The following is a 15,161-nucleotide window of genomic DNA, read 5'->3' on the forward strand; positions in this document are numbered from 1 at the left end:
GCACCAGGCTATGGCCGGACATTAACTGTATTGCAGCTGCACGTTTTCGCGCCCGCAAATCTCGCGCAGATTTTCCAGCAGCGCATCCTCGGGGCGCACCCGCCAGACGCTGCCGAGCAGCAACTGGCCCTCTGCATCCGGGCGGCAGTAATCCAGGCTGACCCGGCAGCGGCCACTTTTATAGGGTTCCAGCAGTTTCGCCAACTGCTGGGGAAACCCCTGCCGAATCTTGTCGGAGCTCACCCTGATGGTCAAACCGCGGGCCATATCGACCCGCGCATCCGCCAGGCTCAGCACCTTGTTGGCGCGCATTTTCAATTCGCCGCGGTATTCGTCGAAGCTGACCTGCCCCTCCACCACCAGCATGGCGTCCTTGACCAGGTATTCGCGAAACTCATTGTAGGTGTCGCTGAACACGGCGCACTCGATCCGGCCGGAGCGATCATCGAGGGTAACAAAGGCCATATTGTCGCCGCGCTTGGTGCGCATCACCCGCAAGCCCACCACCAGGCCCGCTACGTTTTGGCTGCTCTTATCCGGCTTCAGGTCGACGATCCGGGCCGAGACCAGGTGCTTTAGTTCGGCCCGGTACTCTTCGATGGGATGGCCGGTCAGGTAGAGGCCGAGAGTCTCCTTTTCCCCCTCCAGGCGCTCCTTGATGCTCCAGCTGCGCACCCGGCGAAACTCGCGGTAGGCATCGCCCTCCTCGTTGGCCGTGGGCACCAGCTCGCCGAACAGGTCGGCCATACCGGCACTGGCATTGGCACTGCTCTGCTCCGCCGCCTTCACCGCCTCCCCCATCGCGGCAAACATTACCGCGCGGTCGTAATCGCGATCCACCCCGGGGCTGATGCCATCGAGGGCGCCGGATCGAATCAGCGCCTCCAGCGCCCGCTTGTTGACCTTGCGCGGGTCGACCCGGGCGCAGAAATCGAACAAGTCCTTGAACGGACCCTCCTGGCGCGCGGCGATGATATTTTCAATCGGCCCCTCACCCAGGCCTTTGATCGCCCCCAGCCCGTAGATGATATTGTCCTGGTCGTCGACATTAAACTGGAACTCCCCCTGGTTCACATCCGGCGGCAACAGTTTCAGGCCCATGACCCGACACTCTTCGATAAAGGTCACCACCTTGTCGGTCTTGTCCATATCCGACGACATGGTGGCCGCCATAAACTGGGCCGGATAGTGAGCTTTCAACCAGGCGGTCTGGTAGGACACCACCGCGTAGGCGGCAGAGTGGGATTTGTTGAAGCCATAGCCGGCAAACTTTTCCACCAGGTCGAAAATTTTCATCGCCAGGTCGGGGTCAACCCCCTGCTCTTTCGCCCCCGCGGCAAAGGTCGAGCGCTGCTTGGCCATTTCCTCCGGCTTCTTCTTACCCATGGCACGACGCAGCATATCGGCGCCGCCGAGGGAGTAGCCAGCCAGTTCCTGGGCGATTTGCATCACCTGTTCCTGGTAGACAATCACCCCGTAGGTGGGCTTGAGAATGGGCTCCAGTTTTTTGTGCTGGTACTTGGCGTCGGGGTAGGCCACCGCCGCGCGCCCGTGTTTGCGGTTGACGAAGTCATCGACCATGCCGGAGTCCAGCGGGCCAGGGCGGAACAGTGCCACCAGGGCGATCATATCTTCGATATTATCCGGCTGCAGGCGCTTGATCAGGTCCTTCATGCCGCGGGATTCCAGCTGGAATACCGCGGTGGTCTCGGCCGCCTTCAACAACTTGAAGGTGCGCGCGTCGTCCAGTGGAATGGCCTCGATCACCAGCGGCTCCTCGCCTTTGGCCGAGCGCTGCCGATTGATCATTTTCTTGGCCCAATCGATGATGGTCAGGGTGCGCAAGCCGAGGAAGTCAAACTTCACCAGGCCGGCGTCTTCCACATCGCCCTTGTCGTACTGGGTAACCAGGCCGGAACCGGCTTCGTCACAGTAGAGCGGGGCAAAATCCGTCAACCGGGTCGGGGCGATTACCACACCCCCGGCGTGCTTGCCGACGTTGCGGGTCAGGCCCTCCAGCTGCAGCGCCATGTCCCAGATTTCCTGCGCCTCCTCGTCGTTGGCGAGGAACTCGCGCAGCATTTCTTCCTGCTCGTAGGCCACTTTCAGCTTCATGCCCGGATCCGGGGGAATCATCTTCGACAATTTGTCGGCCAGGCCGTAGGACTTGCCCTGCACCCGCGCCACATCCCGCACCACCGCCTTGGCGGCCATGGTACCGAAGGTGATGATCTGCGACACCGCGTCGCGGCCGTAGTTGTCGGCCACGTAGCTGATCACCTGGTCGCGATTTTCCATGCAGAAGTCGACGTCGAAGTCTGGCATGGATACCCGCTCCGGGTTGAGAAAACGCTCGAACAGCAAGTCGTATTCCAGCGGATCCAGGTCGGTAATCTTCTGCACGTAGGCCACCAGCGAGCCGGCACCGGAACCCCGCCCCGGCCCCACCGGGATATCGTGGTCCTTGGCCCACTGGATAAAGTCCATCACGATCAGGAAGTAACCCGGGAACCCCATCTGCATGATGATATTGAGCTCGAACTGCAGGCGCTCCAGGTAGGTCTGGTAGATGCCGGGAAAATCCTCGGCACTGGTGTCGTAGAGAAAATCCAGCCGCTCATCCAGGCCTTCGTAGGAGATTTTCTGGAAGAACACATTGGTGCGCAGCATTTCGGCGTAGGCCGGTTCGGACTCGCGCCCGGCCCACTTTTCAGTCATTGCCGCCCGGGCGTGCCCGGCCAGGGTTTCGTAGGGCACCTTGTTCTGGAACCAGGGGTCGCTCTCAAAGTCGGGCGGAATGGGATAATCGGGCAAATAGTAGGTACCGAGCTCGATATCCAGGGTGCAGCGCTTGGCGATTTCCACACTGTTGGCCAGCGCCTCCGGCAGATCGGCAAACAGCTCCGCCATTTCCGCCGGGCTGCGCAGGTATTGCTCCTCGCTGTAGCGCCGCTCCCGGCGCGGATCATCCAGCACCCGACTCTCGCCGATACAGACCCGCGCCTCGTGCACATCGTACTCGTCGGCCTTGAGAAAGCGCACGTCGTTGGTGGCCACCACCGGGCACTGCTGCTGCTCCGCCAGCGCCACGGCAGCGTGCAAGTAGTCTTCATCCCGGGCGCGGCCGGTGCGTTGCAGCTCCAGGTAGAAACGGCCGGGAAAATCACTCATCCAGCCCGCCAGCAGATTCGCCGCCAGCTCCCCCTTGCCAGATAGCAGGGCCTGGCCAATATCGCCCTGCTTGCCGCCGGACAGGGCGATTACACCCTCGGCGCGCTCGCTGATCCAGTCCCGGGACAGGTACGGCAGGCCCATATGCTGCCCATGCTGGTAGGCCCTGGAAATCAATTCGATGATGTTTTTGTAGCCCTGGGAGTTCATCGCCAGCAGGGTGATGAGCGCCGGCGCGGCGTCCGGGTCGTCCGGCCAAATGCGGAAGTCACTGCCGGCGATGGGCTTGATGCCCGCCCCCTGGGCTGCCTTGTAAAACTTGACCAGGCCGAAGAAATTGCAGTCGTCGGTGATCGCGCAGGCGCCCATGCCCAAGCCGGCCACAGCTTCAGCCAGGGGCTTGATGCGAATGAGACTGTCGTTGAGGGAGAATTCGGTGTGCAGCCGAAGGTGGACAAAGTTCTGGGTCATTGGGGCCTGGATTAGCTGGTTTTTGCAGGGCCACCATTCTAGCGAAAATAAAACGGAAAATCCGGGCTTATCCGCGCCTAAGTTGTCGGGCCTTTGCTGCGACCCAGTAAGTAAGCGCTAGCAAACCGTCAACACCATACATTCAGCCCCCGGTAAAAGTCAGCGGTCAATTTTAAAGTAATCTGAGGTGCCGAACTGCCGGGGCGGGCAGGTGCCGCCCCGGATCTAACCGCAGGGCTATTAGCCCTTGGAAAACTCCAGCATGCGGTTGAGTGGTCGCAGCGCCCGCTGGGCCAAATCGGCATCGACAAAGATTTCCTTGCCGTCACCACTCTGCAGGACTGCTTTCAGGTTATCGAGGGCGTTCATCGCCATCCACGGGCAGTTGGCGCAGCTGCGACAACTGGCACCGTTGCCAGCAGTGGGGGCAATGTGCAGAACCTTGTCCGGGCATACCTGCTGCATCTTGTAGAAGATACCCTGGTCAGTCGCGACGATAAACTCGCGATTGGGCATGGTTTTGGCGGCATTGATCAGCTGCGAGGTTGAGCCCACCACATCCGCCAGCTCTACCACGCTGGCCGGTGACTCCGGGTGCACCAGCACCGCCGCGCCGGGGTGCGCCGCTTTCAGGTCTTCAATGCCCTTGGCCTTGAATTCCTCATGCACAATACAGGCGCTGTCCCACAGGAGCATATCGGCGCCAGTCTGCTTTTGCACATAACCGCCCAGGTACTTGTCCGGCGCCCAGAGGATCTTCTCGCCCTGGGAGTCCAGGTAGTCCACCACGTCGAGGGCGATACTGGAAGTGACCACCCAATCCGCCCGTGCCTTTACCGCCGCCGAGGTATTGGCGTAGACCACCACGGTACGGTCCGGGTGCTGGTCGCAGAAAGCGGAGAACTCATCCGCCGGGCAGCCCAGGTCGAGGGAGCAGGTGGCTTCAAGGGTCGGCATGAACACGCGCTTTTCCGGGGACAGGATCTTGGCCGTCTCACCCATAAACTTGACCCCCGCCACAATCAGGGTGGTAGCGTCGTGGTTCTTGCCAAAACGGGCCATTTCCAGCGAATCGGACACGCAGCCACCGGTCTCTTCGGCCAGCGCCTGAATCACCGGGTCAGTGTAGTAGTGCGCCACCAGCACGGCGTTGTTCGCCTTTAATAGCTGCTTGATATCGCGTTTGTAGGCCTCCTGTTCGGCCTCGCTCATCACTTGAGAGGGAACCACCGCAAGGTGCTCGCGCACCAATTCCAGACGATCCTGTTGCGCAGGCGCTTTTTCAAGTACAGTCATAATTCATGCCAATATTAAAAACCGGGCGCGGATTTTAACACAATGGAAACAATCTTGCGCTAGGTGCTGTATGAAAATCATACGAATTCTGACACCAAACTCCCCCTTCTATCAGCAAGTACTTTATCGCGCCAGCTCAGCGGGCCAACCACAACTCGATCCGACACCACCATTAATCATTTTTGCCCAGCATTTCCAGAAGTCACAATTCAACTTGAACGTAAACATCAAGGTATTTCTGCATGAGCTGTGGCATCCATCCTAAGAGACCCGCACCGCCCGAAGTTGCAGCCCGACGGCTGCGACCAGCCCCGCTATCTGGTCGAATTGAATTGCAACCGCAGAGCCCTATTTTCTGCTCTTCAATCTGTCGCGACTCGCGCCCGTTAACCATCCATTTTACAGATGTAGCGAATTTATATTTATTTTTCCCGCGCGAAGGCCTACCATATAACGATCGTTAGTTTTTGAAAGCGCCATTCCTATCATGGCGGGAGATCGGTTTGCGAACAGATAAAAAGAAAAGAAGCTGCGCCGTGCCAACAAGCCCCATCACCGATGTATTTATCAATAATATCAGGGGGTTGCGCCGACACCTGGGCGGTTATCTAAGCAATCGCGAGGACGTCGACGACTTGTTGCAAGAGACCTACCTGCGCGCCACTCAAGCCAGTGGAGCACGTCCGGTGCTGGCGCCCAAAGCCTACCTGTATAAAATTGCCAGCAACCTAGCCATTAACTACCGGGCCCGGTCGGATTATCGATTGACTGACGCTGTAGAAGATTTGGACAGTCTGGGTGTCTTAGTTAATAACATATCGCCGGAACAGGAACTTGATGGCAGCAAACGGTTTATTGAACTGTGTCAGGCTGTAGGTGCGCTGCCAGAGCAATGTCGGCGAGTATTTGTATTGAAAAAAATCAACGGAATGTCCAACTTGGAAATCGCTGAGCAGCTGGACATTAGCGTGAGTACCGTGGACAAACATATAGCCAAAGGGCTGGTTATGTGCCTAAATCACTTAAAGTCTAAAGGTTATTAGCAGTTATTCTGGAATTTTACCGTCGAAGTACAGGTAAACAGCCCATGCGCCAATGAAATCCAGGGGTCGGTAGCAACAGGTAGCAGGTGTGACAGTTACAAATATCAGAAACCGTGAGCAAATTCTCGAGACCGCAAGTGAATGGGTCGTGCGTATGGATAATTCTGCCCTAACCCAACATGAAGTAGAACAATTACAACAATGGCTGGCTGAAAGTGCTTCTCACCGCAAGGCATTTGCGGAAATGGTTGAAATTTGGGGGGTGACGGATGAGCTCAAAGTGCTTTCTGAATTACTCCCATCCGGCAAGGCTGAGCCTCTTGCGGTATGCCGCCTGGCACAATGGTGGCGACAATGCACCAAGAGCATCAGCACACGGCTGGCACGAAAATTAACAGCCTATGCTGCCATGGCCTGTACCCTGCTGCTGGTCTTTTTAAGTTGGCAGCTAGAGCTGTTCGGAAAAACTTATGTCACCCCGGTCGGCACCCAGCGAACCATGACCCTCGCCGATGGCTCCCTCATGCGAATGAATACCAACACCCGCATAAAGGTCGTCTATTCCGGCAGCACTCGGTTGATCGTGCTGCAACAGGGAGAGGCCCAGTTCGATGTTAAAAAAGACAACCAGCGGCCGTTTACCGTGCGGGTCGGCGAGGCTTCCGTCACCGCCGTCGGAACCGCGTTCAACATTGACTACAGTCGCGACATTGCCGATGTGCTGGTGACCGAAGGTGTGGTCGAAATTAATGCTGCCCCCCCCGCGACTAATGGATTTTTTACCACCCTCGCCGACAGGACCCCGGCTCCAGCAGCGTCCAGAATATCCCTCAGTGAGGGCCAATCAGCAAAAATCGACAAGAGTGTTCAAGCTGTGCGGCAACTGCAACCCGAAGAAATTCATCGCAAACTGGCCTGGCAAAAAGGTATGCTAATGTTCAATGGTGAGCGCCTGGCCGAGGTCATTGAGCAAGTTACTCGCTATACAGACACCCGCATTATTATTGATGACGCCGACATCGCCAACATTGCCATTGGTGGCTATTTTCGCACGGGAGACACCCACGCCATGCTGGACGCCCTGCAAAACAGCTTTGACATTAAAGTCACCCGGGTTAATCCAAAACTGGTCTTGCTGGGGAAAAACAGCCAACTGTAATTCCTGCCAAATAACAGCTTCCTGGAATTATTATGGCGACCCTATAGCAATAATCTGCCTGGCTTCCGGGCGGTAGAACGATAAAACAATATAAAAGTCCGGGTAAACTCAAAAACAAAATATTAAATATTTCCTATGGCAGATTCACCTTCCGCGCCTGTCCTATTAACTGACAATGTTTATGTCGAAACAGCAACACATCTATAACTTGCATCACCGGTTTGAGGATTTTGCACAATTTCTCGTCGGATTTAAATCGATGGTAAAGGGCGTTGCCGCGCTGCTACTGATCATTTTTATACCCTTGGCAATTGCTGCCGATGGATCAAGAAAGATCCACCGTTTTAACATCCCCAAACAGGATCTGGCTACAGCATTAAATGAGTTTGCCCGCCAGGCAGAGCAACCGATTTTGTTTCCCTATGACAAAGTCCGGGGCAAGGTTTCGAACCGCTTGAGTGGTCGTCACACGGTAAAGTCCGGGGTGAAGATTTTACTCAAAGGCACCGGTATTAGGCCGGTTCTGGAACCGAATGGCGTGCTGACTGTGATAATTGCTGCAGCCGCAGATGCCCCAGATAAGGAAGCAACCGTGAATATAAGTAAAAGACAATTGACCGGCGTGGCCGCATTTTTTACCACCCTGCTCGGCGGTGTTGACGCCGTGACAGCCCAAGAACGCCAACTGTCATCGACACTCGAAGAGGTTATCGTAACCGCACAGCGTAAAGACGAGCGCCTGCAAGATGTCCCTATTGCAGTCAATGTAATGTCGGGCAATGACCTGAGGAACAAGGGTGTTATCGATACTGCATCCTTGCAAGCGGTGGTACCAGGCCTTGACTTTACCACCACTGGTGCGGCCGGCACACCTTACCTGCGCGGCGTGGGTTCCAATGCCGGTAACCCTAACGATGAGCCATCCGTGGCCATGTATGTTGATGGTGTTTATATTGCCGCACCCTTCGCCAACTATACCAACTTTAATAACATCCAGCGCGTCGAGGTGCTAAAAGGACCTCAGGGCACCCTTTTTGGACGCAACGCTACCGGCGGTGTCATCCAGGTGGTCACCCGTGATCCGGAACATGACTCCTCAGGTAACATTCAGCTGGGTTACGACAACTTTCAAACGTCGATGGGTTCCTTTTATATCACCGGCGGCTTGACTGACAACCTGGCAGCCGACCTGGCGATTCAAGCGGATTATCAAGGCGAGGGCTGGGGCACCAACCAAACTCTGGGCGAAGACACATACAAACAGCGTAATTTTGGCATACGCGGTAAATTACTCTACACACCCAGCGATGTGACTGAGATTCGTTTTTCTGCAGATTACAACCGCGCGCAAGGTTCTCGTGTCGACTACCAATTGGACAAAGGCATCAATGGCCAGGATGGCGCTGCCCCACCCGCGGGCGATTACGATACGGCCAGCAACGTTGTCCTCAATGATGGCGGTTTGAATGATTTACTCGCTAAACAAAGTGGCGCTTCCCTGCGCATCAATCACGAGTTTGACTGGGCCCAGTTTGTCAGCATTTCATCCTACCGCGAAGCTAGTGGTGTACTGGCGTTTGACACCGACGCCATTGCCCTGCAGGTTCTGGACGCAGAATTGCCGTTGAATCAGCACAACATTTCCCAAGAGTTTCAATTGATATCAGCGTCAGATTCGGATATCGACTGGTTGCTGGGTGCGTTCTACTTTGAAAATACCGCCGGTTACAGTCACGGTCAGTTAGCCGCCTTTTATTCCCCAGGAATTTTAGCCGATTTCGATTCTGAACAACGCACCCAATCCCATTCACTTTACGGTCAATCCACTTTTGCCATCAGCGACAGCACCGACTTTACCGCTGGTCTACGCTACACCAACGAGAGCCAGGACTTCGAAAGTGATGTTGTGCTGGGTGGCGTGTCGCTGCCGCACTTAAAGGCCACACAGGAGTTTGAAGAATTTACTTGGCGCCTGGCAGTGGATCATGCATTCTCCAACAACGCCCATGCCTACCTGTCCTACAACCGCGGAATAAAAAGTGGAGGCTATGACTTATTGTCGGCACCGACAGAAAATGGCTACAACCCGGAGCAACTGGACGCCTATGAATTCGGGGTAAAGTCAGAATTACTGGATAGCCGTATGCGTTTAAACGCATCGGTATTCTATTATGATTACACGGACATCCAGGTGCAGACGTTCGCCAGTGGTGCCGCCAAGACCGGTAACGCAGCAGCAGCCGTCATCCAGGGCTTTGATCTGGATTTTGAATACCTGCCCATGCCAGGTTTGACCATCAGTGGTGGCTTCGCCATTCTCGACGGTGAATACGAAGACTATGAGAGCTTCCAGGCCTTTACCTCAACCGGTGCAGCTGTGGTTATCAACGCTTCGGGCAAGGATACTGTCCGCACACCAAAATTCTCTGGTAGCCTGAGCGCCGACTACAACATTCCGGTTGCCAGCGGTGAGTACCTTTTGTCAGCGACTGCCATGTTCAACGACGGCTTCTACTATTCTCCTGACAATCGCCACAACCAGCAGAACTACACCCTGCTCAATGCCTCAGTGGGTTGGACTTCCATGGATGAGGTTTACAACCTGGTATTGTGGGGCCGCAACTTGACCGATGAGTACTATTTGCGCTCAGGTGTATCCTCAGAATACGGCGACCTCATCATTCCTTCTGCGCCGCGCACCTACGGTGTCAGCGTTAATATAAATTTTTAATTGACAGCGGTGGAACTACTGATTCAGGCAGCGGTTCCACAACAACTAAAGAGGGCGCGAACAGCATGACTCACTACACCGGACCCGATGAATACCCCATTAAGGTCTTACCCGATACGCCGTTATGGAGTGAAAATTTTGCGGCAATGTTTACCGACTCCAAATCCAATTTAGCGGTAATGTACAGTACCGGCCGCTGGCATGGAGACCTTACCCTATGGCGCGAATTTGTTATGGTAGCCTTTCCCGATGGTCGCTTTTTATTTCACCGCGGGTACGGCAGAAACGCTGATGCACAAGGTCCCGGAGGATGCCTTTCAAAGTACGACATTCTCGAGCCCGGAAGATCCGTGCAATTAACTTTTGACGGCCCGATGTCGGAAGCCAGCAGCGATTTTCTGGTCCTCAACGCCCCATTGAATGAACCACCGGCGAAGCGTTGCGTTATGAACCTGCAGTTCGACTCCGATACCCCGGTATGGAATATGAAAGGTGAATCCACTGAAGCGGCAACCATGGCAGGCGGCATACACATTGAACAAATCGGTAAGTCAAATGGCCACATTGAATACGACGGCAAGACCTTTAACTTGTCCGACGGCTACTCGATTAGGGACCACAGCCGAGGTGTTCGCGACATGACGCACTTCGGAGCACACAACTGGATCAACGGCAGTTTTGCGGATGGTCGTGCCTTTTTTCTCTACGCCATGCGCGCCCAGGATACTACTGAACTGGGCTTATCAACCGCTGCAGTTATAGCGCACGGGAAACTTTACAGCGCAAAAGTTGTGCATACCGAATTGATAACCAAAGTCGGCGATGCGGGCAAAACTCACAAAGTTATTCTGGAAAGTGAATTAGGACAAATGGACATTGAAATTATCGAAGTACTCAACATTTTTCCCTATTCGATGCTAATGCCGTTCGATACCGCCCTTGGGGTCGTCAAGCACCGCAATGTAGCCTGTATCTACGATGAGTCCGTACGCATGACCTGCGATGGCATCCCGGGCATTGGCTGGTCGGAACGAGGTATCGCTACCGCCCCGCTGTAATGAGCAGCAGCTGAAAAAATCCACCAATTGTGTGCCGCTGCAGGAACTTCTTCGGCAGCAGTAATTATCTACTAAAGAGTTAAACGATGACCACTTCGAATAATATTTTTGCAGACACAATTTCCGAGGAAACTGCGCGTTACCTCAATACCGTACGAAACGCAATTGCCAACGACCTGCGACCAACTATCGAGGATGATACCGGCCGCCGTGTTGCCGATGCACTCAATCTTGTACTTGGACGTTTGATTGAGCGCCTCAGCCCCGCCCGTAACGTCATCGCAACTGAACATATGGCAGAGTGGGAAAATATTCAGCAGGAACTGGATGAACTGTGTACGAATAATAACGCCTCTCCAGGATTGCTCAATGCCGAAATGAAACCCAGGGAAAAACTGGAAGCATCGCTGGCACAATTGCAAAATACCTTCTCACAAAGCACCTTGATTCGCGCCAACGGCCTGGTGACGGAAGCCCACTCAAAGGAGTGGCAATGGTTTCGAAAGGCCGGTGTAGCCGCCTTTTCGTTATGGGAAGAAATTGAAAACGGTGTGAACTGCGCGACTATAAAGCAGGCCGAAGACGTTGCCGCCAGTAGTAATGACACCATCTGCTCGAAACTGGAACAGTATCTGCGTAATAAATATCCACAATTACCGGAAATAATCATAACCAATTTTACACCTTACTACGGCGGCTACGTTAAACAGATGGCGAAAGTCACCCTCGTTGCCAACGACGCTCTACCCTCAACCATAGTATTGCGTCGCGACCTGGCTATGAGCTTTACCGGCACCCGATCTTTTGACGAGTTTCCAGTCATGGAGCGAGTTTACTCGCTGGGGCTGCCGGTGCCGCGCCCCATTCTCGCGGAGGAGGATGAAACCATTCTCGGCGGCAGTTTTTTGCTTATGGAAGAAGTCGCGAATGTTTCACCTGCCGGCGCCTATTTCGCCAAGGAAAGAAAACAGGAGCCAGTGCGGGTGGGCCCAGGATTTTGCCAGGAAATTGCTTCCACTATGGCGACCTTGCACAGCAAAACCGCGCTCACAGAACACAGCATCGAGCAGCGTCAGCAAGCCCGCGCAGCGCTGCTGGAAGAGATATCGGCACTGCAAGCAGAATGGCAATCAATCTCTCGGCCGCCCATGTCCATCGCCGTCGACCTGGGTTTTGAATGGCTGTTACAACGCCCACTACCAGACAACAGACCCTGCGGTCTGGTCCACGCCGACTGTGGCATGCACAACTATCTAGTGCGCGACGGCCACCTGGTTGCCGTCGTCGATTGGGAACTGGCACACCAGGGAGATCCCGCTGAAGACCTGGCCATGATACGCATGATGGTAGCTGGCGACGTCTTCAAATGGGAAGATTTTGTGACCCAGTACGTCGGCGCCGGCGGGGATGCCAACGCCTGTGACCCAGAGGCGGTCGCCTACTACAGTATACTGCTGTTTACCCGTCATATCCTCAATGCCACCCGCCTGCGTACTTACTACCATACCGGTGCACGGGACGACGCCATTGTCGCCAGCGTGGCCACCCATTCGATTGAGCGACTGCTGCAGTACCAGGCTCGGGCACTTAAATTCGCACTCGATCTTTAACTCATTCGGTATATTCTCCGGCTAGCCAAATCGCGGAATTACTCATTCGCCGGAGAATATACCGCTCCAACTCAGCCGCGCAGGCCCCCTTTCCGTTGATAGGCCACCTCAAGACCGGCTCAGCGCGCGCCTGCTAAGGCTTCATAATTACCAATCAATGAGCCCGAGAACAGAGTAGCGAAAACTGATACTGAACTTGGTTGCAAAAACTCTTGCCGGCTATTTGCGCTGCAGAGATCAAATAGAAAGGTTCGTTAACATTTTTCTTGAATTACGAAGTACTGCTGATAGTGGCTGAGATTACCCAATGGTTTGTGGATAATCCCTGCACACTAGTTGTTAGGCCAAACCTTCCTCCAGCAAATGTCGAGAAGGGGCTTTCTTTACCTCTGAATAAGATTATCACCAAAAAGGGAAATAAACCGGGCTCAAGCCACTTCAGACGTGTTGAAGATAAATTTATGCGAAAGGTTAAGTGCTATTCTACCGGACCTACTGAATGAGTGAGAACTTCTCCACCTAAGGGGTCATCCTTGGCCCTATTAAGCACATGAATGTGCTGCATACAGGTTTTCCAGAAACAAAAAACTGCACCGCCTCCACCCCGCCGAGAATCGGGCCGGTCCAAATGCTTACTCACTCAGCAACCCCTCCACTTAGCCAAGACCAGTATACGAAGCCAAGCGCGTTAAGCGCTCATTCACCGGACCGCTCATGCACCGGACAACCAGCTCGACTCAGTCACACGCCTTTTCAACTGAACGCATTAAAAACCAGAAGTCGCGAGCAACGAATAGAAGTGCCCTAAAGTCAGTGCCATTCACCTTAGAGCATAATAACTTTACAGGGTAAGCTACTTTTCATTTTTTACGAACGCCAGCGCGGCGTTGCGCCCAGGCATACCGGAGATACCCGCACTGGGATGAGTGCCAGACCCACTGAGGTACAAACCCGGGATCGGGGTTTTGTAATCGGCCATACCAAACATTGGCCGGCCCGGGCCAAAGCGGGTCAAGTACGGCTCGACGTGATAGACGCTGCCGTCGATGGCAAAAAAGCGCTTCTCGATATCCGGCGGCGCCAGTGGCCGGCGGGCGATTTCCAGTTCCTCAATACCCTCATAGATGATAGCGGCATCTTTCACGGTCTTGGCGGTTATCTCATTCCGAACCTGGTCCCAGTCCGCTTTCGGCTGCGACGGTATTAACCCTGTCCAGAACCAGTAGGTGTCACACCCCTCTGGCGCCATCTTCGGATCAAAGGCCGTGGTGATCTGTGACAAGCCCCCGATTTGCTCGGGCACCTCACCCTGGATACAGGCGTCGTAGGCATCCAGTGCCTGTTGGTAGGTTTGCCATTGCAGCGTCGGCAAACGCATATCCTCACTCCAGCCGCGCTGCTTGCGCCAGTTGATATGGCGAGTGGGCTCTATCCTTCCTTTGAGCGCGATATTCAGCTTGTAATCACCAAGCCCCCGCTGGTTGGTCGGAATCCGTTTGGCCCGAGTCTGCATTTTTTCCGGCAGCAGACCCTCAGGCAACATATGATTAAGCACCATTTTCGGGCTAAATGCCGTAATCACACCTTTCGCCGCAAAAATTTCATCGCCATTCTGCAGTCGTACTCCCTTGATAGCACCGTCACGGGCAATCATTTCTGCAATGGGCGCACCGGTTTTCAATTCACCGCCATAGTGTTTCAGGCAGCGCACCAGGGCCCTGGGAAATGCGCCGGTACCGCCCTCAAACATGGAAATACCGCTACTTTGCAAAGCGGCCAAATACACCATGGCAAACCCGGAGGTGTCGACCTTGAAATCCATAAACGGCAAGGGCGTTAAACAGGCGGCCCGGACAATGTCCGCCTCGAACATCTCCTCCACCAGCCCGGCGTGGGAGTTGGTCACCATGTCGATAATGGGTTTGAGGTGTCGCAGGTGCTTCAAAGTCGATCCAACCGACTTCATGATCGCGGAGAAGCCGGGTTTTACCGGGCTGGTCAACATCATGGGCATGGCTATTTTAAACGCCGAATCGATCACTTCTGACATTTCCAGCCATACTTTTGCATCCTTGGGCGAAAAGTACTTGATTTCCTCAGCGGTTTTGCGCGCATCATTCCACATGGCGAAGGACTCATCGCCTTCGGGAGAAATCAATTGAATGTGGCAGGGATCAATCTGCCGCTGGCGCAAACCAAATTTGCTGGACAGCTCAAGCTCCGCGTCAATAGGCGAGAGCCTGAACAGCGAGGCGTGGATGGAGGCTTCGTTGATGATATGCTCCGGTGCCTCCGGCGCCATGGGATTGGTTGCCGTCATGCCACCAGGAGTATCATGAGCCTCGATCACCAGTACTTTTAAACCGCTTTTTGCCAGATAGCAGGCTGAAACAAGTCCATTATGGCCAGCACCGGCGACAATAACGTCGAAGGTTTTCCCTTCCAGTTGTGTATCGTTATAACTCGTAAAATCAAACATCTTTACCCTCGAAAACTGATGATGTTATTTTTTCGGCTTAGGCAAGCCACCAATAGCGAAACCGTTCTCTGTACTCCACTACCGGTCATTGTCTTGACCGGCGCCTTTCCTTTTACCTGCAGCCCGACCGCGAGCTACAAAAA

Annotated in this window: 9 protein-coding genes; 6 read left to right on the plus strand and 3 right to left on the minus strand. The window is 54.5% G+C overall.

Annotation, left to right across the window (positions count from 1 at the left end; translation table 11 throughout):
* Positions 1-21: 21 nt before the first annotated feature.
* Both dnaE and nadA read right to left on the minus strand, forming a co-directional pair.
* Positions 22-3,642, minus strand: coding sequence for a DNA polymerase III subunit alpha (gene dnaE, locus G8764_RS10945; protein ID WP_166164671.1), 3,621 nt, complete (start codon positions 3,640-3,642; stop codon positions 22-24).
* Between the two features lie 240 nt (positions 3,643-3,882).
* A complete protein-coding gene (gene nadA / locus G8764_RS10950; RefSeq protein WP_166164672.1) occupies positions 3,883-4,938 on the minus strand; it encodes a quinolinate synthase NadA in 1,056 nt (351 codons plus the stop codon).
* 70 nt (positions 4,939-5,008) lie between these two features.
* Here nadA and G8764_RS10955 point away from each other — a divergent pair, with 70 nt between their 5' ends.
* The 6 genes from G8764_RS10955 to G8764_RS10980 all read left to right on the plus strand — a co-directional run bounded on the left by G8764_RS10955 (position 5,009) and on the right by G8764_RS10980 (position 12,539).
* Positions 5,009-5,203: a hypothetical protein gene (locus G8764_RS10955; protein WP_166164673.1), complete on the plus strand. Its 195-nt coding sequence runs from the start codon at positions 5,009-5,011 to the stop codon at positions 5,201-5,203.
* Between the two features lie 238 nt (positions 5,204-5,441).
* A complete protein-coding gene (locus tag G8764_RS10960) occupies positions 5,442-5,981 on the plus strand; it encodes an RNA polymerase sigma factor (protein WP_166164674.1) in 540 nt (179 codons plus the stop codon).
* An 88-nt stretch (positions 5,982-6,069) separates the two neighbouring features.
* Positions 6,070-7,140 carry a FecR domain-containing protein gene (locus G8764_RS10965; RefSeq protein WP_166164675.1) on the plus strand — a complete coding sequence of 357 codons (1,071 nt, stop codon included), beginning with the start codon at positions 6,070-6,072 and terminating at the stop codon, positions 7,138-7,140.
* Positions 7,141-7,321: 181 nt separating this feature from the next.
* On the plus strand, positions 7,322-9,871 hold the full coding sequence (locus tag G8764_RS10970; RefSeq protein WP_166164676.1) for a TonB-dependent receptor: 2,550 nt from the start codon (positions 7,322-7,324) through the stop codon (positions 9,869-9,871).
* Positions 9,872-9,936: 65 nt separating this feature from the next.
* Entirely contained in the window at positions 9,937-10,929 is a 993-nt protein-coding gene (locus tag G8764_RS10975; RefSeq protein ID WP_166164677.1) for a hypothetical protein, read from the plus strand.
* Between the two features lie 86 nt (positions 10,930-11,015).
* The gene (locus tag G8764_RS10980) at positions 11,016-12,539 is read left to right on the plus strand and encodes a phosphotransferase family protein (protein ID WP_166164678.1); all 1,524 of its coding nucleotides are present in this window, start codon (positions 11,016-11,018) and stop codon (positions 12,537-12,539) included.
* A gap of 853 nt (positions 12,540-13,392) precedes the next feature.
* Here G8764_RS10980 and G8764_RS10985 read toward each other — a convergent pair.
* Entirely contained in the window at positions 13,393-15,018 is a 1,626-nt protein-coding gene (locus G8764_RS10985; RefSeq protein WP_166164679.1) for a phytoene desaturase family protein, read from the minus strand.
* Between the last annotated feature and the right edge of the window lie 143 nt (positions 15,019-15,161).

Origin of the sequence: Pseudomaricurvus alcaniphilus, assembly GCF_011440395.1 — a bacterium.
GTDB classification, from domain to species: Bacteria; Pseudomonadota; Gammaproteobacteria; order Pseudomonadales; family Cellvibrionaceae; genus Pseudomaricurvus; species Pseudomaricurvus alcaniphilus.